Here is a 22,165-nt window from a genome sequence, read left to right as displayed (position 1 = left end):
TCGTCGGGGTCATTTCAGGCAAGGGGCGCCGGGGTGTCAAGCCGCCTCGGGGGCATTCAGATCCGCCCGAGGATGACCTCCAGCACCAGCTTGGAGCCGAAATAGGCCAGCACCAGCACGACAAACCCGCCGGTGGTCCAGGCCAGCGCGCGGGTGCCGCGCCAGCCCAGGCGCCAGCGCCCCAGCAGCAGGGTGGAGAAGATCAGCCAGGCCAGGATCGACAGCGTGGTCTTGTGCACCAGATGCTGGGCAAACAGGTTGTCCACGAACACCAGGCCGGACAGCAGGCTGAGCCCGAGGAACAACCAGCCGATGAATATCATCCGGAACAGCCACACCTCCATCGAGAAAAGGGGCGGCAGGGCGCGCACGAAACCCGAGGCATGGTGATTGTGCAGCGCGCGGTGCTGGGCGGCCATCACCGCGGCCTGGGCGGTCGACAGCGCGAGGAAGGCCCAGCCCAGCGCGGAAAACAGGATGTGCAGGTCGATCCCCGCGGAGGTGGCGTAGCGGGTATCGCCGTCGCACAGCAGCGCGGTCACGGCGGCGAGCGCCGTCAACGGCAGGATCACCACGCCGAGGATGGCCAGCGGGTGGCGCCAGCTCGTCAGCCACAGCAGCGCGGCCACCAGCCACAGCGACGCCGACAGGGCGTTGCCGAGGCACAGGTTGAGCCCGGCCTCGGTGAGCACCATCGGCAGCAGCGCGCCCAGGTGGGCCAGCAGGGCCAGCCCCCACAGGGCCAGGGCCGCTCGCGGCTGGCCGGGTGTCAGCGGCTGGCGTCGGGCGGTGATGGCCAGGTAGCCCGCGGTGGCGAGATACAGCGCGACGGCGAGGAGTCCGGTGGCAATGATCATGACGCCGGATTATCGCTGCAATGCCGGTGGATTGCACATGCCGGCGGCGGTTGCGGGTTGCCCCGCGGCGGGCCTGCATGCAAGGCCGCGAGACCGGTATACTGTCCGGTCCCGCGGTCGGCCCAAGCCCGCCGCCCGCGCACGGATCAGAAGAGGACACGCGATGTTCGACGGCCTTTCCAGCCGCCTGCAAGAGACCATGAAGCGCCTGAAAGGTCAGGCGCGGCTCACCGAGGACAACATCCAGGACGCCCTGCGCGAGGTGCGCATGGCACTGCTGGAGGCCGACGTGGCCTTGCCCGTGGTGCGCGAGTTCATCAAGGACGTCAAGGAAAAGGCGCTGGGCAAGGAGGTCATCGGCAGCCTGACGCCGGGCCAGGCCCTGATCAAGGTCGTCCATGACGAACTGATCGCGACCATGGGGGGCGAGAATGCCTCCCTGAACCTCGCCCATCAGCCCCCCGCGGTGGTGCTGGTGGCCGGTCTTCAGGGCGCGGGCAAGACCACCAGCATTGGCAAGCTCGCGCGCCTGTTGCGCGAGCGCGAGAAGAAAAAGGTCGCGGTCGTGAGCTGCGACGTCTACCGCCCGGCGGCGATCCAGCAGCTCGAGACGCTGGCGGGGCAGGTGGGTGTCACGTTCTATCCCAGCGACACCAGCCAGAAGCCCGAGGCGATCGCTGATGACGCGGTGGCCCGCGCCCGCCGCGAGGGGGTCGAGGTCCTGCTGGTAGACACCGCCGGCCGGCTGCATGTCGACGAGGACATGATGGCCGAGGTCCGGGCGCTGCATCAGGCGATCGACCCGATCGAGACCCTGTTCGTGGTCGATTCCATGACCGGCCAGGACGCCGCGAATACCGCGCGCGCCTTTGGCGAGGCCCTGCCGTTGACCGGCGTGGTGCTGACCAAGGCGGACGGCGACGCCCGCGGCGGTGCGGCGCTGTCGGTGCGCCAGATCACCGGGGTGCCGATCAAGTTCATCGGCATGGGCGAGCGCCCGGATGCGCTGGAGCCGTTCCATCCCGAGCGAATCGCCTCGCGCATCCTGGGCAAGGGCGATGTCCTGTCGCTGGTCGAGGAGGCCAGCCGTCAGGTCGACCAGGACCAGGCCGCGAAGCTGACCCGCAAGCTGAAGAAGGGGCGTGGTTTCGATCTGAACGACCTGCGCGATCAGCTCGGCCAGATGCAGAAGATGGGGGGCATGAGCTCCATGCTCGAGAAGCTCCCCGGTGGCGGCAAGCTGCCGGACGCCGTCAAGAACCAGGCCAGCGACAAGGAGATCGGTCGCATGATGGCGGTGATCTCGTCCATGACCGAGCACGAACGCCGCCATCCGGACGTGATCAAGGGCTCGCGCAAGCGGCGCATCGCGGCCGGGTCCGGCACCCAGATCCAGGACGTGAACCGCCTGCTCAAGCAGCACACCCAGATGAGCAAGGCGATGAAGAAGTTCTCCAAGGGCGGCGCGTCGAAGATGATGCGCGCCCTGGGGGGCAAGATGGGCGGCATGGGGGGTATGGGTGGCCCCGGCGGCGGGATGCCGTTCCGCTGATGGTCAAGGTTCGCGCGAACGACCGCCTGCAGCCGTGGGGAGCCCTGCCGCTTCCCTTGTGTTGCTGGCCGGATTCGTTATAATCGCGCGTTTTCTCGAGAAAACGGACTCACGGGGTTCAACACTACATGGTTACGATTCGCCTGCTACGCCGCGGCGCCAAGAAGCGCCCGTTTTATTCGATCGTGGTTACCGATTCCCGCGCTCGTCGCGATAGCGGCTACAAGGAGCAGATCGGGTTCTTCAATCCGGTGGCCCGCGGTCAGGAAGAGCCGCTGCGCATCGATCTCGAGCGCGTGGACTACTGGCTGGGTCACGGCGCCGGCATGTCCGAGCGCGTGAACCACCTGGTCAAGGGCTACCGCAAGCAGCAGTCCGCGGCGGCCTGAGGTCGTCCGGTCCGCTGTACTGACGCTTGGCTGCGGTCATGAACGAGGCGGGTGAGCGCATCCGCGTCGGGCGTGTCTCCGGGGTCTATGGCGTCAAGGGCTGGGTCCGGGTGTTTTCCGAGACCGAGCCGCGCGCCGCGATTACCGAGTTCCCGCAGTTGTGGATGCACTACGGGAACGACTGGCGCCTGGTCGAGATCGAAGGCGGCCGCGCGCATGGCGCGGGCGTCGTGATGAAGTTCCGCGAGGCGGCGGATCGCGATGCCGCCTACGGGTTGATCGGCGCCGAACTCGCGATCGAACGCGACTGGCTGCCCCCGGCCGAAGAGGGCGCCTACTACTGGGCCGACCTGCTGGGCATGGCGGTCGAGAATCGCGACGGCACGGCACTGGGCACCATCTCGGGCTTTATCGAGACCGGTGCCAACGACGTGCTGGTGGTCCGGGGTGACCGGGAGCGCCTGATCCCCTGGGTGCGCGAGCAGTACGTGCTGGATGTGGACCTGGAGGCTCGCTGCGTGCGGGTCGACTGGGATCCGGATTTTTAAGCGGCGCCGGTGCGTTTCGACGTCATCACGCTGTTTCCGGAACTGGTCGCGGCGGTTGGCGAAGCCGGCGTGACCGGGCGGGCCGTCGAGCGCGGCCGGCTGGGCCTGAAATACTGGAATCCGCGCGCCTGGGGCGCCGGCTTCCACCAGGCCGTGGACGACCGTCCCTATGGCGGCGGGCCGGGCATGGTGATGCAGTACGCGCCCCTGGCGTCCGCGCTGGATGCGGCGGTGGCGGACGCGGAGGCGGTCCCGTACGTGATCGCGCTGACCCCGCAGGGGCGGCCGATCCGGCAGGCGATGCTGCGCGAGCTGGCGGCGCGCCCCCGGGTGGCCCTGGTTTGCGGGCGCTACGAGGGCATCGACGAGCGCTTCATCGAGGCGCGGGTCGATGAGGAATGGTCGCTGGGCGACTTCGTCCTCTCGGGCGGGGAGCTCGCGGCCATGGCGGTCGTCGATGGCTGCGCCCGTCTGCTCCCAGGGGTCCTGGGGCATGCGGACTCCGCCGAACAGGATTCCTTCAGTGCCGGGCTGCTGGATTGCCCGCACTACACCCGGCCGGAGACCGTGGCCGGGCGGGCAGTACCGCCGGTACTGCTGGGTGGCGACCATGGCGCCATCCGTCGCTGGCGCCGCCGTGAGGCGCTGGGCAGGACCTGGAGCCGGCGGCCGGACCTGCTGGCCCGGCTGGGACTCGGGGCCGAGGATGCGGCCCTGTTGGACGAATACCGTGTGAGTGGCCGGACAGGCGGCTCGCGCACCGAAAGCGATGATTGAGGTCGAGCAATGAATAACGTCATTCAGGAACTGGAAGCCGAGCAGATGAAGTCGGATGTGCCCGACTTCGGGCCCGGCGATACCGTGGTGGTGCAGGTGAAGGTGCGCGAAGGCGACCGCGAGCGCCTGCAGGCCTTCGAGGGTGCGGTGATCGCCGTGCGCAACCGCGGCCTCAACTCCGCGTTTACCCTGCGCAAGGTCTCCTACGGCAACGGTGTGGAGCGCACGTTCCAGACCCACAGCCCGCAGATCGCCGAGATCAAGGTGAAGCGCCGCGGCAAGGTGCGTCGCTCCAAGCTGTACTACCTGCGCGACCGCACCGGCAAGGCCGCCCGCATCAAGGAAGACGTCAAGGCGGCGAAGTAACGCCGGCCGGCGGGGTGCGGCAAATGGCCGTGACCCCGTCACCCCTGGCTTTTCGCTATTCGATGTCGGCTGGATCGACGACCCGCAGCCAGCGCTGTCTCCTCCCCGGAGTCGCGCTGGCTTTTGCGTGGCTGGAATCCGCGAACGGTGAGCTCCTCGCCTGCGACTGGCAGGACCCGGATGATCCCCGGGAGCTGGTCCCGCTGGCCGACATCCCGGGGGCCGATCGTCGCCCGCCACCGTTTGCCCCGGACGCCTATGGCCGGGATGCGTCCGCCTGGCAGCCGACCCCCGCGGTCCCGCCGGGCAGTGCCCATGCGCGCCGCGTCTGGGCGGCCCTGTCGGAGATCCCGGTCGGCGAGGTCCGCACCTATTCCGAGATTGCGGCCCGCGTGGGCTCGGCGCCCCGCGCCGTGGGGCAGGCCTGTCGCGCCAACCCCTGGCCGCTGTTCATCCCCTGCCATCGGGTCGTGTCCTCCCGCTTTCGTCGTACCCATGATGTGGGCGGCTACGCAGGCGATCAGGTGGGCGAGCTGGCCCAGGTCAAGCGCCTGTTGCTGGCGCACGAGGGGGTTCTGAACCACGAATGATCCGGCGCCCGTCGCGTGCCGGTTTTTCTCCCTTCCTTCCGTCCCCCCGATGATTCTTCCCGCCTCCGCGGCGGCTGGTCTGCGTGCTTTGTTCCCCCTGCGGGGAATCTTCATCTCTTTTTTCAGTTTCTTGCGCGCCCGGGCCGTGCTGAACGGCGCCTGAAAAAAATTCCCCAAAACCGGGAATAGATTGGAGTGGTCCCCCGTCTGCCCCTCGGTGTTGATGCCCAAGAACCTTTCAAAAACAGACTTTTAGGAAACGCTAATATAGTCTTTTGTGTTGACAGCACGGACTCGGGTTCAGCACTCTGCTACACAGGTCCGGGCCAGATCAGTCCCGGGCTTCATCGAAAAAAACCCGTGTGATGGAGGTTTCCATGTTCAAGAAAGCATTGCTTGCGTTGCCCGTAGCAATGGCTGTTGGGGCTGCGGCTCAGGCTGGCGAGTGGCAGGACCCCAATGATGTCCTGCAGAACCTGCTGCAGAACAATCCCGATTCCGCCTACCTGCATCAGAGTGAAATGAACATCATGATGATGCCGGACAACCCCGCCCTGTGGCTGATCGACGAAGGCGAAGAACTGTTCTACGCCGAGCGTGGCCCGAACAACGTCTCCCTGGAAGGCTGCGACTTCGGCAAGGGCCCGGGCGAGCTTGAGGGTGCTTACGTCGAGCTGCCGCGCTACTTCGAAGACACCGGCAAGGTAATGGACTTCGAGATGCGTCTGGTGCACTGCATGAAGGAACTGCAGGGCTTCACCAGCGATGATCCCGCGGTGGCCCGCCGGCACGGCAACGGCTCCGACATCATGCAGCTGACCACCTATATCGCGCACCAGTCCTCCGGGATGGCGTGGAACCCGCCGCTGGATCACCCGGAAGAGCAGGCCATGCGCGACGCCGGTGAGGTGCTCTTCTTCCGCCGCGGTGGTGCGATGGACTTCAACTGCGCCTCCTGCCACGGCGATTCCGGCAAGCAGATCCGCGCCTCCGTGCTGCCCGAAATGCGCAATGGCCAAGAATGGACCAAGGCTGTCTCCTGGCCCGCCCACCGCGCTGGCCACGACAACGTGCGTAGCCAGAACCACCGTATCCGCGGTTGCGTGTGGCAGATGCGTCACGCCGGTATCAAGGCGGACACCCCGGTCAACACCGCTCTGATCTCGTTCTGGAACGATGCGGCGCGCGGCGAACCGGCCGTCCTGCCCGACCTGAAGCGGTAACCTACGGACGCAATAGGAGACACCAAGTATGTTTAAGAAGAATGCTGTTGCGGCCGGCATGGCCGCGTTCGCATCCGTCGCCCTGACCGCAGGTTGCGCTGTCGCCGACGGGAGCAAGGGTTCGGATGTCGACATCACCGCGATGAGCGCCGAGGAACTCGCCGAACACCTCATCTTCGAGACGGACAGCTTCCGTGATCAGGAGATGCAGGAAGGCGGTACCTGGCGTGATCGCATGACCCAGGATGAACTGCAGAAGGCCTGCTCCATGGAAGGTGACCCGGACGGCGAGACCGCCGGCCGTGTGGTCGCGATGGCGCGTGCGTCCTACGAGGCACCGGAAAGCATCGAGCTGGGCGACTGGCGCAAGGGTGCCGAACTGGCCGACTCCGGCTACGGCTACCGCCAGGGTCACCGTACGGATGACCACAGCCAGCGCGAGGCGGGTGGCAACTGCTACAACTGCCACGTGTTCGATCCGCGCGTGTCCGAGCAGGGCACGATCGGCCCGAGCCTGCAGAACTACGGTGCCAACCGTGGCACCAGCGAAGCCGTCCTGCGCTACGTGCACGAGGTGATTTCCAATCCTCACCAGTACTTCCCGTGCACGCAGATGCCGCGCTTCAACTCCGACCGTCACCAGCTCCTGAGCGACGAGCAGATCAGCCATATCATGGCCTACCTGCTGGATCCGGAGTCGCCGGTCAACAACCAGTAAGCCATTTGCTGGATCGGGGCAGTCCGCAAGGACTGCCCTTTTTTGAGTCCCCGCGCAGGGTTGCGGGGATTCAGAAAAGGGTCCCATCGCGCTCGGCCTCCCGTCCGCGCGCGGGTCCCGGACGGGAACGAGACGCTCCAGCCATCAGGGCAGCCGGGCTGAATGCCTTGAGGCGCTGGTCTCACCGCGGGCAAGAAGCGGCAACAGCCGACGCAAGAGGAGATATCAGGGATGCTCAGTAACAAGACAGTGGGGGCGAGCTTGGCCATCGTGGCGTCGACGGCGCTGATTGCAGGCTGCGACGGCTGGATGGGCGAGCGAGGCGGCGAAGTCGATATTACGGCGATGACCGCCGAAGAGTATGCGGAATACCTCGTGCTGGAGACGGACAGCTACAGCTTCGAGCAGGAGGCACAGGAGGGTGGATCAGCCCGGGACCGTATGGTCCAGGATGGCATCCAGGCGGCCTGTTCGCTCGAAGGCGAGCCGGATGCCGATACGGCCGGCGAGGTCATCGCGATGGCGCGCGAGAGCTACGAAGAGCCGCCGGGCGGCCCGCGCCTGGGGAACTGGCGTCGGGGTGCCGAGCTGGCGCGTTCCGGTTACGGCTATCGGATCGGTCATCGCAATGACGACCACGGTACCCGCGAGCCGGGCGGCAACTGCTATGCCTGCCACCAGATGGATCCAGCCGAGGAGCTCTACGGCACGCTGGGCCCAAGCCTGGCGGGTTACGGGGCCACCCGTGGAACCGACAGCTCGGTCGTGAATTACGTGCATCAGGTGGTGTCCAACCCCCACCAGTACTTCCCGTGCACCAAGATGCCACGCTTTGGCCACAACAACTTCCTGACCGAAGAGCAGATCGCGCACGTGATGGCGTATCTGCTGGACCCGGAGTCTCCGGTCAACCAGTAAACCGGTCACACGGTCGAGGGCGGTCGCTATCGGCTGCCCTTCTTGAGCCACCGCGGGTACGCTCGCGGTGGCTTTTTGTTTGAGGGACGCATGCTCAGCTACCAACACGACTATCACGCCGGCAATTTCGCCGATGTGCACAAGCACCTGGTCCTCTGGCAGATCCTGGAATCCCTGCGCGGTCGCGACAAGCCCTTCGTGGCACTGGACCTGCACGGGGGTGCCGGCGGATACGACCTGACCGGTGCGCGGGCGCGCAAGACCGACGAGGCCGCGGCCGGTATCGCCCGCCTGTGGGCGACGGAACAGCCCTTGCCCTCGGGCGTGCGGGAATTCCTCGGCACGCTGCGGTCGATGCAACCCCGGCCCCCGCGTCTGACGGAGTACCCGGGATCCCCTTTGCTGATCCGGGCGCGGCTGCGCGAACGCGATCAACTGATCGCCTGCGAGCTGCATCCCGAGGCATACGAACGTCTGCAGGCGCGGTTGGCGGGGGATCCGCGCTGTCACGTGCACAAACGCGACGCGCGCGAGGCCGCGCGGGCCTTGTTTCCCCCGGAGCCGCGCCGTGGCCTGGCCTTGCTGGACCCCTCCTACGAGCGCGGGGCCGAGTATCGCGAAGTGGCCGAGATGGTGACCACGATCCGCCGGCGCTGGAACACGGGGATCATCCTGATCTGGTATCCGATCCTCGCGGGCCGGCCGGATCACGCGATGCGCGAGCACTTAAGAGCCGAACTGGAGGATCCGTGGCTGGCCAGCGAGCTGCGCATCGCGCCTGACCCCGAACGCCACATGGGGCTGGCGGGTTCCGGGATGCTGGTGCTGCGGCCCCCGTGGCAACTGGAGGCGCATCTCCCCGAGCTGCTGGCGCCGGTGTGGCAGGTCCTGGATCCGGAGGCTGCCGGTGGGCTCTACCAGGCAGCTGTCCTTGAAAACGGCACGGGCGACCCAACCTTGCGACGTGTCGAGACCAATCAAGGGACGAGCAGGCCATGAGTGAAACCCAGACCGCACCGCAACCCGAGACCCGCCGCTTCGAGACCGAGGTCAGTCAGCTCCTGCAGCTGATGATCCACTCGCTGTACTCCAATCGCGAGATCTTCCTGCGCGAGCTGATCTCCAATGGCGCCGATGCCTGTGACAAGCTGCGCTTCGAGGCCCTGGCCCAGCCGGAGGCGATTCCGCAGCCGGCGGAACTGGCGATCGACGTCGAGGTGGATCCGGAGGCCCGCACGGTGACGGTGCGCGACAACGGCATCGGCATGTCCCGGGACGAGGTGGTCGAGCATATCGGGACTATTGCGCGTTCCGGCACCAAGGCGTTTCTCGAGAAGCTGACCGGGGACCAGAAAAAGGACTCGCAGTTGATCGGCCAGTTCGGGGTGGGCTTCTATTCCTCGTTCATCGTGGCCGATGAGGTGCGCCTGGAGACCCGCCGAGCCGGCAGTGAGCCGGATGCGGGTACCCGCTGGGAGTCACGGGGCGACGGCGAATACACCATCACTGCCTGCGAGCGCACCGAGGCTGGCACCGAGATTACGTTGACGCTGAAGGAAGACGCCGACGAATTCCTCGAGCCCATGCGCCTGCGCCACATCATCGGGCGGTATTCGGACCATGTGGCGTTCCCGATCCGCATGCGCAAGTCGGATGACGAGGGCAACCCGACCGATGAATGGGAGACGGTCAACCGCGCCAGCGCGCTGTGGACCCGTTCGAAGAGCGAGATCAGCGACGAGGAGTACCAGGAGTTCTACAAGCACGTCGCGCACGACTTCGAGGACCCGATTGCCTGGACGCATAACCACGTCGAGGGGCGCCAGGAGTACACGACGCTGTTCTACATCCCGAAGCGGGCCCCGTTTGACCTGTGGGACCGCGATGCCCGTCACGGGGTCAAGCTCTACGTAAAGCGCGTGTTCATCATGGACGACGCGGAAAAGCTGCTGCCCAACTACCTGCGGTTCGTGCGCGGCGTCGTGGACTCGGCTGACCTCCCGCTGAACGTCTCGCGCGAGATCCTGCAGGACAACCGCCTGGTCGACTCGATCCGCTCCGGCTCGGTGAAGAAGATCCTCGGGCTTCTGCAGTCCATCGCCGACAACGAACCCGAGAAATACGCCGAGATCTGGAAGAACTTCGGGCGGGTGCTGAAGGAAGGCCCCGGCGAGGACTTCGCCAATAAGGAGACCATCGCGAAGCTGCTGCGCTTTGCCAGCACGCACAATAGTGACGACACCCAGAACGTGGCGCTGGCGGACTACATCGAGCGCATGAAGGACGGTCAGGAGGCGATCTACGTGATCACCGCCGATAATGCCTCCGCCGCGCGCAACAGCCCGCATCTGGAGGTGTTCCGCAAGCACGGGATCGAGGTGCTGCTGCTGTCCGACCGGGTCGACGAATGGCTGCTGTCGCACCTGCGCGAGTTCGATGGCAAGGCGATCAAGAATGTTGCCAAGGGCGACCTGGACCTCGACAAGATCATCGGCGAGGAGGCAGACCCGAAGAGTGGTAGCGACGAGCCGGCGGGCGACGACGATCTGGGCGATCTGCCCGAACGCTTGCAGAAGGCGCTGGGCGATCGGGTCGACAGTGTGCGCGCCTCGCGGCGGCTGGTGGAGTCTCCGGCCTGCATCGTGCTCGGCGAGCACGAGATGGCGCTGTACCTGCAGGAGCTGCTCAAGCAGGCTGGCCAGGAGACCTTCTCCGGCAAGCCGGTGCTGGAGGTCAACCCGGGGCACCCGCTGGTGGAGCGACTGAAGGCCGCCGAGGGCGAAGACTTCAACGACCTCGCCTCGCTGCTGTTCGAGCAGTCCCTGCTGGCCGAAGGCGGGCAACTGGAGGACCCGACCGGGTTCGTCGCGCGGCTCAATCGCCTCCTGTTGCAGAAGGCCGCCTGACCCGATTGGCCACCCGCCGGAAACCGTATCGCCGGCGGGTGGACCTGACGCGCGGCCCTGTTCCGCGTTACCCTTACAAGTTCATGTATTAAGAGGGCAAAGCCCATGCAAGTCGCGCAGAACGCCGTGGTGGCCATCCACTACACCCTGACCAACGACGCTGGCGAGAAGATCGACAGCTCCGAAGGCCGCGAGCCGCTGGCCTACCTGCACGGGAACGGCCAGATCGTCCCGGGCCTGGAGAAGGAGCTGGAAGGCAAGGCCGCCGGTGACAAGGTCCAGGCCAAGGTCTCCCCGGCAGAAGGCTATGGCGAGAAGATCGATGCCATGGTCCAGGAGATCCCGATGGATGCGTTCCAGGGCGTCGAATCCGTCGAGCCGGGCATGCAATTCCAGGCGCAGACCGAAAACGGCCCGCTGACCGTCACCGTGACCAAGGTTGAGGGCGATACCGCCACGGTCGACGGGAACCACCCGCTGGCCGGCGAGACCCTGAACTTCGACGTCGAGATCGTCGAGGTCCGCGAGGCCTCCGCCGAAGAGCTGGAGCACGGCCACGCCCATGGCGAGGGCGGTCACCAGCACTGAGCGGGTTCGAGCACTGCTGTGCGCGGGAGCATCGCGCCTGCAGGCCCGCCAGCCCCCCAGGCCCCGCAAACGCGGGGCCTGTTTTGTTTGGGGGGCCAGGCTGGGAGGGGGTAGCCGGTTCGACGCTGTCGAGAGCACTCCCGCAGAATTGGTAATGGTGTTGCAAACCATTCTCAATCATCGTATCGTCCGCCCAGTACTCAGGATAGGTCGAGGAAGGCGATGATCGTCTGCATCTGCAAATCCGTTCGCGAACGCGATATCCGGGAGTTGATCGACTCTAGTCAGGAAGGCCTGCGTATGCGGGATCTACGGGATCGGCTGGGTGTGAGTTCCGAATGCGGGAAATGCGCGCGCCGCGCCAATTGCTTGCTGAAGGGGTGTTCCCGCGATCCGGCCGCGAATGTGCTGCAGGTGTCCGGCGGACGCAGTACCCCCGCGCCACCCGAGAAGGTTTCCCGGCCTGAACCCGCCGTCGCCCTGTAGGGCGACCATCCAGATTGTCGTACTGTAGTGCAGCGCGGTGGCGGTCGCGCTGCACTCGCTGGTTATCCCTGCAACTGTCGTCCGTGTGTGACGTCCTGCCGCATGCCAAGTCGGGGCGCGGTGGGTACGGATGCGGCCTGTACTCTCAGAACCCTCGGAGCTGAAGATGAATTTCGAGCAATGGATTCCATCGGAGCGCCTGGCCGGTTTTTTGGATGCGGGCGGGCCCGTGGTCCTGATTCTGCTGGGGGCTTCGGTGGTGGCGCTGGCCTTCGTGCTGGTCAAGCTGTGGCAGTTGTGGCGCATGCGGGTCACCGATGTGCGCCCCGCTGACGAGGCGCTGGACCGCTTCCACCGCGGGGATGTCGAGGGTGCAATCGAGTGTGCCGAGGCGACCCCGAACCCCGCCGCCCGGGCCGTGGCGCGGGGCATTCGGGGGCTGCACGGCGGGGCGCCGGAGGCCATCGTGCGCGAAGAGGTGGTGCGTTACGGCAATGCGACCATCCAGTCCCTGCGTCAGGGATTGCGGCCGCTCGAAGTGATTGGCGCGCTAGCTCCGCTACTGGGCCTGCTGGGCACGGTGATGGGGATGATTCGGGCCTTCCAGGCGATGGAGCAGGCTGGAAGCCAAGTGGATCCAGCGGTCCTGTCGGGTGGTATCTGGGAGGCCCTGCTGACGACGGCGGTGGGACTGGCGGTCGCCATCCCGGTTGTGGCCGCGCTCAACTGGCTGGAGACGCGGGTCGAGCGGGTGGCACACCGGATGGACGATGCCGTGACCCGTTTGTTCACGGGGGGGCAGTATGCGGCGGTGTCGCTGACTCGCGAGTCGCCGGACCGTCCAGCGCCTCGCCCGACGGCCGATCCGGATTCGACTGACGGGGCCTTGCCCCGAACGGCCGATGCTGGACACTAGCCGCCCGCGTCGGCGCAATCTGATCAGCCTGACCCCGCTGATCGACGTCGTCTTTATCCTGCTGGTCTTCTTCATGCTGGCCTCGAGTTTCCTCCAGTGGCGGGCGGTTCAGCTGGAGGCACCGGCCGAGGCCGGCGGGGCCGGTTCGATGGAGGGCGCCATGCTGGTCGAGATCCGCTCGGACGGGCTGCGGTTGGCAGGTGAAACGATCGCGGAGGGCGACTTGCGCGAGCGCATCGCCGCACGCGTGCGCGACGAGGCCGACACGCGGGTACTGGTGATGCCGGCGCCCGGTGTCAGCATGCAAGACACCGTCAACGTACTGGAGGGTCTGTCCGACGTCGGGGCGCGCAACCTTTCGGTAATTCGGCAGGCGCAGCCATGATCGGCGAACGACGCCACTTTCATGTTGCGCATCGCCCGCGCAACGACGACGAGAGCATCCTGCCGCTGATCAACATCGTCTTCCTGTTGTTGATCTTCTTCATGGTGGCCGGGCAGTTGAGTGCGATCGATCCGTTCGAGGTCGAACCGGTGGAGTCGGCCGTGGACGGCCAGCCCGGGCCGGACGAGTTCATGGTGATCATCGGTACCGAGAGTCGGTTGGCGGTCAATCAGGACGAGGTCGATCTCGACGGCATGACCGGTCTGGTACGCGAGCACGTCGAGCGCCACGGAGAGGCGGCCAGAGTCCGCGTGAAAGCAGACGGGCGCGCGGAAGCGGTCGCGGTTGTCGGGGTGCTGGAACGCCTGCGCGAGGCGGGGGTCGAGCGGATCGACCTGCTGACGGTACCGGATATCTGATGCAGCCGACGTTTCGACACTGGATGGTGGCCCTCGTCCTGGCGGTCGCCCTGCACCTGCTGGTGGCGATGGCCTTGCTGCTGCGCGAGCCACCCGCCGGCGCCGAGGATGCGGGCGTGGGCGGGCTGGAAATCTCCATGGCCGCGGCCGGCGGCGCACCCCAGGCCGTGCCGGCCGAGCCCGCGGAGTCCGCGGACACCGACGCCGTAGAGCCCGAACGGCCCGAGGCCGTGGAAGCCGAGCCGGTGCAACCGGAACCCCCCCAGCCCCGGGAACCGGAGCGCCAGCCGGTAGAGGAGGCCGAGGTCGTCGAACCCGAGCCCGAACCCGAGCCCGAACCCGAGCCCGAACCCGAGCCCGAACCCGAGCCCGAACCCGAGCCCGAACCCGAGCCCGAACCCGAGCCCGAGCCCGAGCCCGAGCCCGAGCCGGAGCCCGAGCCCGAGCCGGAGCCGGCCGAGTCCGAAGTTGACCCAGTGGACGAGGTGGACAGGGCAGCCGAGCCCGGCGACAGCGCCGATGCCGAGGCGCCGGCTGACGAACGGGGTGCAGCCGATGCCGAGGCCGGAGACAGCCCCTCCGATGCGGCGGGTGGCGGTACGCCCGGCGTGGATCCGGACTACCTGGCCGAATTGCAGGCGTGGATAGAGCGCCACAAGAGTTACCCGCGGCAGGCTCAGCGGCGTCGACTGGAGGGGACGGCCTCCGTCTGGCTGCATCTGGACCGCGACGGGAACGTGATCGAGTATCGGATCGAAGACAGTTCTGGAAGCCGCATTCTCGACCGCGCGCTCGAGGACATGGTCGAGCGGGCAGATCCGTTCCCGGCCCCGAGTGCGATCGGCCGTGACGAATTCGAACTCGTAGTGCCGGTCACATTTTCCGTGCGTTAAGGATGTATTGAAGGAGGTTTCATGCGTATGCGGGACGAGGCTCTCGGCACCTTGATGGTGCTACTTCTGATGCTGGTGCTGCCAGGCGTAGCCGGTGCGGATGATCCCGCCCCCGACGATCCCGGCGCGATCGGCGTCCAACTGAACAAGCTCGAGGCCGACGGCGACGACTGTCGCGCACATCTGGTGCTGGAGAACGGTCTGGACGAGGCCCTGGAGTCGTTCCAGCTGGATCTGGTGGTGTTCGACAGGGACGGCATTATCCATCGGCGTACGGTGGTCGAGATGGCCCCGTTGCGGGCGGGAAGTACCGCGGTGCGGGCCTTTCGCATGACGGACACGGCCTGCGATCGCGTCGGGCGCATCCTGGTCAACGACATCGCCGCCTGCGAGGGGCCGGAGGGCGCGATCGAGGGCTGCGCCGATCAGGTCCAGGTCGAGAGCCTGGCGGATGTGCCGCTGATCCGATAGTGCCTCCCCCAGCCGATTGCCCGGCCGGTTCGGCAGTCGCCATGAAATTTATAGCAAACGGGGTTGCAAATCGTTCGCATTACCGATATCGTTTTGCTCGCGTTGAGGGCGTTCTTGCATCCCGGCGGAGTCGGGCGGGATAGTGGGGTCCCCCTGAGTACGGGGGCCACAGTCAACCAACCCGTTGATCCGAAAAAACGATCAAGGACCTATTCCAGGAGAGTCGAGATGCAAGGCGATAAGGACGTAATCCGCTACCTCAACCAGGCCCTCAAGGGTGAACTGACCGCGATCAACCAGTACTTCCTCCACTCCCGCATGTTCAAGGACTGGGGGCTGGAGAAGCTGGCCGCGGCTGAATACGAAGAATCGATCGACGAGATGAAGCACGCGGACGAGCTGATCAACCGCATCCTGTTTCTCGAAGGCCTGCCCAACCTGCAGGACCTGGGGACGCTGAGCATTGGCGAGAACACCCGCGAGATCCTGGAAGCGGACCTGGCGCTCGAGCACGCCGGTGCGCCGGTCTATCGCGAGGCCATTGCCCATTGCGAACAGGTGCGCGACTTCGTGACCCGCGATCTGCTGCAGAAGATCCTGGACAGCGAGGAGAGCCACATCGACTGGTTGGAGACCCAGCTGCAGCTCATCGATCGCATCGGTTTGCAGAACTACGAGCAGAGCCAGGCGAGCTCCGCGTCGTAATCGTTTCGAGTGCGACCGCCCTTCGGCGCGGTCGGGGAGGCAAGCATGAATTCCAGCGAAGGCGGGCGCATCCCGGCATCTACCGAGTCTTCTCCGGCGCGCCCTGGAGTGCATGACTGTCCTGTCGGCACGCCGCGGGAGGTTGCCTCGAGTGAGTTGCTGCGTGATGCCGACCGCCTGTTTATCCGCCATGAAGGGCAGTGCTACACCCTTCGGGTGACCTCCAGCAAGAAGCTGATCCTGACTAAATAAAGCAAGTCTGTCACCCGTGGTTACAGCCACGGGACCCGCCAGCCAGGGGAGCCTCTCCCTCAGCCAGCCTTTGTTCATCACCGGCCCGCCGCGTTCGATCAGCCGCGGCGGTGTTCATTCTGGCTAACTCAAGGGAGAAAATAATGGCTCGAAACCAGCGAATGACCACTCGATGCGGACATCGCGCGGACATCGCGCGTGCCTCCGGGGTGTGGAGGCACCGTGCTGTCGTGCTCGCGATTGCCGGGGTTCTGGGGACGCCCGTGCTTCATGCCGACGAGGCTGGCCCGGCGGCGGATGACGGAGGCGAGGTCCGGCTTGCGCCGGTCCAGATTCTCGGGGATGTGACCGCGACACAGCGGCTGCCCGGTTCGGCGGCCGTTGTGGGGCGTGAACAGCTGGAAACTGAAGGGACCACCGATATCCATCAGGCGCTCAAGACGGTGCCCGGCGTCTATGTCCGAGAGGAGGATGGCGCGGGCCTGCGGCCGAATATCGGTATCCGGGCGGCGCCGCCGGGGCGCAGCAGCAAGGTGACCCTGATGGAGGACAACGTGCTGATCGCGCCGGCACCGTACTCCAACCCGGCGGCCTACTATTTCCCGACCACGAAGCGGATCCACGAGATCGAGGTACTGAAGGGAGCGCCATTGCTGCGCCATGGCCCCCAGACGACCGGGGGGGTGATCAACCTGGTGTCCACGCCACTCCCCCGCGAACGCGAAGGGTCCATCGAGGCGGTGGTGAACGATCGCGGCGGCACCGATGTGCATGCCATGTTTGGCGACCGTTCCGGCGACTGGAGCTACATGATCGAGACGGTCCAGCGGGACGGGGCCGGTTTCAAGGACATCGATCGCAGCAACCGGGATACCGGGTACGACATCCAGGACTATGTCGGAAAACTGCGCTGGGAGGGTGAGCGCCAGAGCATCGAGACCAAGATCCAGTATTCGGAGGAGACCTCGAACGAGACCTACCTCGGTCTGACCGACGAGGATTTCGCGCGGGACCCCAACCGGCGATACGGCCTTTCCGAGATCGACCAGATGAATAACGATCACCTCGGGCTGAGCCTGACGCACGACATCGACTGGTCGGATCGCGTACGCATGACCACCACCCTGTACCGCAACGAATTCGCGCGTAACTGGTTCAAACTTGGTGGCGGCAGTGCATTTATCGACGACGCCAACCAGGGGGGTGCCACCGCGCAGCGGATCCTCCGGGGCGAGGAGGATGTTGCGGACCTGACGTATCGCAACAACAACCGCGAGTATGTCTCCGAGGGTGTCCAGACCGAGTTGAGCATGGACTTCGGGGACCACTGGCTGCGCGCGGGTGCCCGCTATCATCAGGACGAGATGGATCGGTTCCAGCCGGATGATATCTATGACCAGGTGAACGGCTCGCTGGTCTACCAGGATACGATCCAGCCGACGGGCAGCAACAACCGGTTCGAGGATGCCAAGGCCTGGAGTTTCTGGGTGGCCGACGAGTGGTACGTGAACGATCGGCTGACCGCCAACCTCCTGCTGCGCTACGAGGACGTCGAGACCTCGCGTACTCAATACGGCGACGCGCAGCGCACGGTTGTGGACTCCCGGCGTTCCAATTCGAGCAGCATCTGGTTGCCCGGGGCCTCGCTTACCTATGACGTGACGGATCGCTGGCAGGTCCTTGCCGGCGTACACCGGGGATTTGCCCCCCTGGGCGGCGGTGCGACCGAGGAACAGGATCCGGAAACCAGCACCAACTGGGAACTGGGTGCCCGTTATCAGGGTGATAACGCCTTCGTCGAGGCCATCGGCTTCTACAGCGATTTCTCCGACTTCGTGCAGAACTGCTCGATCGCCACGCCCTGCTCGGACGGATCCACCTCCGGGACGTTCACTACCGGAGAGGCGGTGATTTCCGGTCTGGAACTGCGTACGTCCACAAGCATGGATCTCGGCAGCTTCCGGGCCCCGCTGGAGGCTAGCTATACCTACACCAGCGCCGAATACAGCGCGGACAACGCGGTTTCCGGTGTGCAGAAGGGAGACCGCCTGCAGGCGATCCCGCGTCACCAGTTCAGTCTGCGCGCGGGGCTCGAGCATGGCAGTGGCTGGAACAACTACGCCATCCTGAAGTACATCGACGAGACCTGCAGCAGTGACGGCTGTAATCGTGCGTCGGGCGGCTTCAATCGCACCGAGTCGCTGACCACGCTGGACCTGGTAAGCCGATATCCGCTGGGCAAGGATACCGACTTGTTCGTGCGCGCCACCAATGTGCTGGACGAGCAGAGCATCATCTCGCGGTATCCGGACGGGGCCCGGCCCAATGAGCCGCGCACCTTCTCGGTGGGCCTGAAGCACCGCTTCTGAGACCCCCGAACGGGGTTTGCATGTGCCTCCGATTGGCCGCGGCGTTGTCCGCGGCCTTTTTTATGGATCGGTTTCCGCGGGTGTGCATCACAGTTTGCAGGCGCAGGGGCCGAACGAATCGAACCAACGGCGCTCAACCGGGCCTTAGAGCCGAGTGTCCCGACGGCGGGTGATCCGCCCGTGCGTAGGGAATGATCCGGAACGGACTGCAACGGTAAAGGAGAACACCATGTGGAAATCACGACTGACGATTCTGATGCTTGCCCTGATGATGGCGCTGGGCAGCGCGACCCTCGCGGGCTGTGACAATCAGGGCCCGGCGGAAGAGGCCGGCGAGAACATCGACGACGCCATGGACGATGCTGGCGACGCGATGGAGGATGCCGGGGACGAGATGGAGGATACCTTCAGCAACTGATCCCGGCTGACCCGAAACAAAAAGCCCCGGCACGCCGCGCGTGCCGGGGCTTTTTTGGTTGAGTCGGAGGGGGCGCCCCGGCGGGGCGCCCGAGGGTCAGAAGTTGTTGTCACCCTCCGGTTCCATGCCGCCATCGGACGGGGGCTGCTGCATCTCGCCGTCCTGCGGCGGCTCCTGCATGCTCCCTTCGGGTGGCGGGGCGCTCTGCATGCCGCCTTCACCCCCCTCGGGCTGTTCCTGCATCTGCTGTTCCTCGAACTCGTCCATGCCCATGTCGCCGTCGGAGCAGCCCATCAGAAGTACAAAGGGTGCGATGGCCGCGGCGGCCAGGATCCTGGTGGAATGCTTCATGGAAACTCCTGTCCATTGAGGTGGATGTAAACGCGCAACTGCGTTCACACCTCTCGACCCTTGAGCCCCCTCCGGTGTTTCGGGAAATTCATCACAGCTTTGCGTTTCGCCCGGGGCGTGGTTTCTGTCACGCATCCTCGTGCGGTTTGTCGACGGCCCTTCGCGGGGTCGCTAGAGTGAGACAAAGGCAATTCCGGACGGCAGTGATGGCGCAATCCTCTTCGCAAGAATCTCTCCTGGAGCAGGCTCGCAATGCCTGGGCCCGCGGCGAACACGCCGTCGCGATGACCCTCTGGCGGCAGGGGGCCGAGGCCGGGGACCCGCAGTGCGCCTTCAACCTGGGGGTCCTGCTGGATGAGGGGCAGCACCTGCCGCGGGATCCCCTCGAGGCCGCGCAGTGGTATCAGCGTTCGGCCGAGGCCGGGTTCCCGGATGCCGCCTTCAACCTGGCCGTCCTGTTCGAGCAGGGGGACGGCCTGGAGGCGAACCCCAACGAGGCGGCCCGCTGGTTCCATATTGCCGCGGAGCGCGGGAATGCCCAGGCGATGTTCAACCTGGGGCTCAAGTTCGACGAGGGCCGGGGCCTGCCGCAGGATGCGGAACAGGCGGCCCAGTGGTATCTGCTGGCGGCCGAGGCCGGCGAGGGGCGCGGTGCAGCCAATCTCGCGCGGCTGTTCGCGATGGGCGAGGGCGTGGAACGCTCCGATGTGTCGGCGTTCAAGTGGTATGCGATCGCGGCGGAGATGGGGATTGCGAGCGCGGCGCGTTACCGCGAGCGCGTGGCGCGCGAGCTGAGCCCCGACGAGCGCCTGCACGCGGGCGAACGCGCCCAGGAGTGGCTGCAGAACCAGGCACAGGCCAAAGCAGCGCCGCGCCTGCAGTAGCCGGCACGGCCGCCTGTCAGGGATGCAACCTGAAGGAAGCGCCGGGAGCTCGCGAGCCGATCGCCACGGCGCTGCGCGCCTCGCGATTACGGCTGATCGGTGCTGTTGGTGTTCGGGATGACGAGAGCGTGGGGGTGGCGTGTCACGCAGGGACTGAGGGCACTGCGTCATGACCCCAACGCGCTTCTTCCGATCTTCCGGGCCTTCCTGTGAAGCGCTGTGGACCTTCTTCGTGCGCTCCGCGGAGGGCTAGACCACCACGTTCAGTTCGCGGCGTGGCTCCTCGGCCGGCCCGGCCAGGCTGACCGCGAGTTCCACGCGGCGGCGCAGGGCCTCGACACCGACGCCGCCCAGCACGCCACCATCCGGCGCCGCGGCCCCTTCGGCGTCATTGCCGCTGCTGCGGAAGGCCTCGATCTGGGCCGCGACCCGGGCCCGCGAGGCCATCTCCTGTTCCGAGCGCGGGGGGAAGGCCAGGCCCTGGTCCTGTTCGGCATCGCCGCGGCGGTTCTCGTCCTGTTCCGCGCGATCCTCGATCGGGCGGCGGGCCTCGCCGGCCTCGGGGTCGTTCAGCGGGCGATCGAAATCGGCCGGGGTGGAGAGCTGCCCCAGGCCCAGCCGGTCGCTGCCGGTCGGGCGTGTGCCGACCGGTACCGCAGCAGACGGGTTGGTGACCGGGACTTCCATCGCGTAACTCGGCGAGCCTCCTGGTAGGTCGTGTTCTCAGGCGTTGCCCGGATTCAGGCGCGTACGTCCAGCAACGAGCCAATCATCCGGTCCTCGGCCTGCAGGGTCTTCACCGAGGCCTCGACCTGATTCTGGCTGGCGATCATGCCCACCTGGGCACCCATACTCTCGCGACTGCCCGCGTTCTCGGTGGCCACCGTGTGGGCCTGCTGGCGCATGCTGGTCATGCCCTTCTGGATGCCCGCGAGGGAGTGGCTGGCGTCGATCATGTGCGTGAACCTGTCCGGCAAACCTGTAACTCGTTGACCCGATTATAGATCAATTAGTTGCATTTCACCGCCCGGCGGCTCCGCGCCGGGTCAGGCGGGGGCGAGCAGGGCCTGCAGGCGGGCGTGCACCGCGGCGCGTGCGCCGGACTGGCGGGACTGCCATTCAGCGAGGCGTGCGCGCCGTGCCGCCGGGTCGATCCCCTCCGCGAGGCGCGCGAGCACCTCGTCGGCCACCCGCTCGGGGTCCTCGCCGCGAGCGACGAGGCCGGTGTGCTCGGCGGCGATACGCAGTCGCGTGGCGGCATCCGGGTGGCGTTCATGCTCCGCCGGGCCGCAGATGACCGCGCTGCCACAGGCCAGCGGCAGGCCCAGGTCGGGCGGGGTCTCGCTGGCGGCCAGGGTGCCGCCCGGCAGGGTCACCTGGGCGCAGGTGTAGGCGGCGTGCAGCGTCTCCGGATCCTCGATGTAGTAGACCCGGTTCTTGCGCGGCACGAAGGAGGTCATAAAGCGGTTGTGGCGGATGATCGGCAGCGAGTACTTGATGGCGTCGCGATAGACCGGCTCGTGACGAGCCGGGTCCGCGGGGGCCAGTAGCAGGATGGCCGCGCTCTTGCGCAGAACCGCGAACAGCACGGCAAACGCGAAGGCCTCCTCGCCCGGGCCGGTGTTGGGTGCCAGCAGGATCGGATGGCCCTTTTCGTGGTATTCGCGAAAGCGTTCGCAGAATGCGCTGGAGTCGGACGGCGGGGCCGGCAGTTCCACCGCCCCGGCGATCGGGTCGCCGATCACTTCGGCGATCCCGGGGGCCGGGGCGTCTTCGCGCGCCGCGAACACGGCATCCCACTCGACGCCCCCGGTGTCGCCCTCGGCATTCACCCAGATGCGCGGTGCATGGAGCGAGGCCAGTGCGGGGCCCAGGTCGTGCTCGCCGGCCCGCAGGGGCCCGATGACCACGACGGCGCGCGGCCGCAGCCGCGCCAGACGCGGGGCCGCCAGGTCCGGGCGCATCGCCAGCGCCGGGGTGGCATCCATCAAGCCGGCCGCCTCGCGGTCATGGCCGCAGTCGGTGACCCCCAGCGTGATCGGCCCGACGGCGTCGGCCAGCTCCGCGAGCCAGTCGGCGGCCGTCTCGAGGGTGGCCCGCGGGGCGAGGATCAGGATGCGCCCGCCGCTGTCGCCGGGGACGGAGCGGGCGGTGATCCAGGCAGACAAACGTGCGAACATGGCG

General features: G+C 66.5%; 28 protein-coding genes. 23 read left to right on the top strand and 5 right to left on the bottom strand.

Translation table 11 applies throughout. The features are described 5' to 3' along the window. Positions 1–56 precede the first annotated feature (56 nt). A complete protein-coding gene (locus D107_RS0108215; RefSeq protein WP_018881227.1) occupies positions 57–857 on the bottom strand; it encodes an inner membrane protein YpjD in 801 nt (266 codons plus the stop codon). 163 nt (positions 858–1,020) lie between these two features. Here D107_RS0108215 and ffh point away from each other — a divergent pair, with 163 nt between their 5' ends. The 22 genes from ffh (at position 1,021) to D107_RS0108110 (ending at position 18,746) form a co-directional block, all read left to right on the top strand. Further along, positions 1,021–2,409 (top strand): signal recognition particle protein, encoded by a 1,389-nt coding sequence (ffh, locus tag D107_RS0108210; protein WP_018879957.1) that lies wholly within the window; start codon positions 1,021–1,023, stop codon positions 2,407–2,409. Positions 2,410–2,537: 128 nt separating this feature from the next. Further along, on the top strand, positions 2,538–2,798 hold the full coding sequence (gene rpsP, locus D107_RS0108205) for a 30S ribosomal protein S16 (protein WP_018865796.1): 261 nt from the start codon (positions 2,538–2,540) through the stop codon (positions 2,796–2,798). Positions 2,799–2,836: 38 nt separating this feature from the next. Next, positions 2,837–3,346, top strand: coding sequence for a ribosome maturation factor RimM (gene rimM, locus D107_RS0108200; RefSeq protein ID WP_018881226.1), 510 nt, complete (start codon positions 2,837–2,839; stop codon positions 3,344–3,346). A gap of 9 nt (positions 3,347–3,355) precedes the next feature. Next, positions 3,356–4,123 (top strand): tRNA (guanosine(37)-N1)-methyltransferase TrmD, encoded by a 768-nt coding sequence (gene trmD, locus D107_RS0108195; protein ID WP_018881225.1) that lies wholly within the window; start codon positions 3,356–3,358, stop codon positions 4,121–4,123. A gap of 9 nt (positions 4,124–4,132) precedes the next feature. Further along, positions 4,133–4,489 carry a 50S ribosomal protein L19 gene (rplS, locus tag D107_RS0108190; protein ID WP_018865793.1) on the top strand — a complete coding sequence of 119 codons (357 nt, stop codon included), beginning with the start codon at positions 4,133–4,135 and terminating at the stop codon, positions 4,487–4,489. 23 nt (positions 4,490–4,512) lie between these two features. Then, positions 4,513–5,079, top strand: coding sequence for a methylated-DNA--[protein]-cysteine S-methyltransferase (locus tag D107_RS0108185; protein ID WP_018876081.1), 567 nt, complete (start codon positions 4,513–4,515; stop codon positions 5,077–5,079). A 413-nt stretch (positions 5,080–5,492) separates the two neighbouring features. Beyond that, positions 5,493–6,302, top strand: coding sequence for a sulfur oxidation c-type cytochrome SoxA (gene soxA, locus D107_RS0108180; protein ID WP_018876082.1), 810 nt, complete (start codon positions 5,493–5,495; stop codon positions 6,300–6,302). A 28-nt stretch (positions 6,303–6,330) separates the two neighbouring features. Then, entirely contained in the window at positions 6,331–7,020 is a 690-nt protein-coding gene (gene soxX, locus D107_RS0108175; protein WP_018879954.1) for a sulfur oxidation c-type cytochrome SoxX, read from the top strand. 231 nt (positions 7,021–7,251) lie between these two features. Next, entirely contained in the window at positions 7,252–7,938 is a 687-nt protein-coding gene (gene soxX / locus D107_RS0108170) for a sulfur oxidation c-type cytochrome SoxX (protein WP_018876084.1), read from the top strand. A gap of 90 nt (positions 7,939–8,028) precedes the next feature. Then, entirely contained in the window at positions 8,029–8,937 is a 909-nt protein-coding gene (locus tag D107_RS0108165; RefSeq protein ID WP_018881224.1) for a 23S rRNA (adenine(2030)-N(6))-methyltransferase RlmJ, read from the top strand. Then, the gene (htpG, locus tag D107_RS0108160; RefSeq protein ID WP_018881223.1) at positions 8,934–10,844 is read left to right on the top strand and encodes a molecular chaperone HtpG; all 1,911 of its coding nucleotides are present in this window, start codon (positions 8,934–8,936) and stop codon (positions 10,842–10,844) included. The genes D107_RS0108165 and htpG overlap by 4 nt, the downstream gene beginning before the upstream one ends. Positions 10,845–10,949: 105 nt before the next feature. Then, complete coding sequence (locus D107_RS0108155; RefSeq protein ID WP_018865786.1) at positions 10,950–11,432, top strand: peptidylprolyl isomerase; 483 nt, start codon at positions 10,950–10,952, stop codon at positions 11,430–11,432. A 222-nt stretch (positions 11,433–11,654) separates the two neighbouring features. Next, on the top strand, positions 11,655–11,918 hold the full coding sequence (locus D107_RS13770; protein ID WP_081619372.1) for a bacterioferritin-associated ferredoxin: 264 nt from the start codon (positions 11,655–11,657) through the stop codon (positions 11,916–11,918). Positions 11,919–12,084: 166 nt separating this feature from the next. Next, positions 12,085–12,834 (top strand): MotA/TolQ/ExbB proton channel family protein, encoded by a 750-nt coding sequence (locus D107_RS0108150; protein WP_018879950.1) that lies wholly within the window; start codon positions 12,085–12,087, stop codon positions 12,832–12,834. Continuing rightward, complete coding sequence (locus tag D107_RS0108145) at positions 12,821–13,219, top strand: biopolymer transporter ExbD (RefSeq protein ID WP_018879949.1); 399 nt, start codon at positions 12,821–12,823, stop codon at positions 13,217–13,219. The genes D107_RS0108150 and D107_RS0108145 overlap by 14 nt, the downstream gene beginning before the upstream one ends. Beyond that, positions 13,216–13,638 (top strand): biopolymer transporter ExbD, encoded by a 423-nt coding sequence (locus tag D107_RS0108140; RefSeq protein ID WP_018879948.1) that lies wholly within the window; start codon positions 13,216–13,218, stop codon positions 13,636–13,638. Before D107_RS0108145 ends, D107_RS0108140 begins: the two co-directional genes overlap by 4 nt. After that, a complete protein-coding gene (locus tag D107_RS0108135) occupies positions 13,638–14,531 on the top strand; it encodes an energy transducer TonB (RefSeq protein WP_018881222.1) in 894 nt (297 codons plus the stop codon). The genes D107_RS0108140 and D107_RS0108135 overlap by 1 nt, the downstream gene beginning before the upstream one ends. A 21-nt stretch (positions 14,532–14,552) precedes the next feature. Beyond that, on the top strand, positions 14,553–15,002 hold the full coding sequence (locus D107_RS0108130; protein WP_018879946.1) for a hypothetical protein: 450 nt from the start codon (positions 14,553–14,555) through the stop codon (positions 15,000–15,002). Between the two features lie 228 nt (positions 15,003–15,230). Beyond that, positions 15,231–15,707, top strand: coding sequence for a bacterioferritin (gene bfr / locus D107_RS0108125; RefSeq protein ID WP_018879945.1), 477 nt, complete (start codon positions 15,231–15,233; stop codon positions 15,705–15,707). 45 nt (positions 15,708–15,752) lie between these two features. Beyond that, complete coding sequence (locus D107_RS0108120; RefSeq protein ID WP_026280642.1) at positions 15,753–15,959, top strand: hemin uptake protein HemP; 207 nt, start codon at positions 15,753–15,755, stop codon at positions 15,957–15,959. Between the two features lie 251 nt (positions 15,960–16,210). After that, positions 16,211–18,328 (top strand): TonB-dependent receptor domain-containing protein, encoded by a 2,118-nt coding sequence (locus D107_RS0108115; protein ID WP_038035275.1) that lies wholly within the window; start codon positions 16,211–16,213, stop codon positions 18,326–18,328. Positions 18,329–18,557: 229 nt separating this feature from the next. Beyond that, positions 18,558–18,746 carry a hypothetical protein gene (locus D107_RS0108110; protein ID WP_018876089.1) on the top strand — a complete coding sequence of 63 codons (189 nt, stop codon included), beginning with the start codon at positions 18,558–18,560 and terminating at the stop codon, positions 18,744–18,746. Positions 18,747–18,842: 96 nt separating this feature from the next. On the opposite strand, the gene D107_RS0108105 is transcribed toward D107_RS0108110, so the two are convergent. Continuing rightward, a complete protein-coding gene (locus tag D107_RS0108105; RefSeq protein ID WP_018881219.1) occupies positions 18,843–19,097 on the bottom strand; it encodes a hypothetical protein in 255 nt (84 codons plus the stop codon). A gap of 206 nt (positions 19,098–19,303) precedes the next feature. Here D107_RS0108105 and D107_RS0108100 point away from each other — a divergent pair, with 206 nt between their 5' ends. Beyond that, positions 19,304–19,981, top strand: a complete 678-nt coding sequence (locus tag D107_RS0108100; protein WP_018865778.1) for a tetratricopeptide repeat protein — start codon at positions 19,304–19,306, stop codon at positions 19,979–19,981. A gap of 249 nt (positions 19,982–20,230) precedes the next feature. Here the strand turns inward: D107_RS0108100 and D107_RS0108095 are convergent, their stop codons facing one another. The 3 genes from D107_RS0108095 to D107_RS0108085 form a co-directional block, all read right to left on the bottom strand. Then, positions 20,231–20,668 carry a hypothetical protein gene (locus tag D107_RS0108095; RefSeq protein WP_018865777.1) on the bottom strand — a complete coding sequence of 146 codons (438 nt, stop codon included), beginning with the start codon at positions 20,666–20,668 and terminating at the stop codon, positions 20,231–20,233. A 53-nt stretch (positions 20,669–20,721) separates the two neighbouring features. After that, a complete protein-coding gene (locus tag D107_RS0108090) occupies positions 20,722–20,937 on the bottom strand; it encodes a hypothetical protein (RefSeq protein ID WP_018865776.1) in 216 nt (71 codons plus the stop codon). Between the two features lie 90 nt (positions 20,938–21,027). Continuing rightward, a complete protein-coding gene (locus tag D107_RS0108085; protein WP_018879940.1) occupies positions 21,028–22,161 on the bottom strand; it encodes a hypothetical protein in 1,134 nt (377 codons plus the stop codon). Positions 22,162–22,165 lie beyond the last annotated feature (4 nt).

The sequence above is a fragment of the Thioalkalivibrio sp. ALE30 genome, from assembly GCF_000377465.1.
GTDB lineage: Bacteria > Pseudomonadota > Gammaproteobacteria > Ectothiorhodospirales > Ectothiorhodospiraceae > Thioalkalivibrio.
This window is presented reverse-complemented; position numbering and strand designations above follow the sequence as displayed.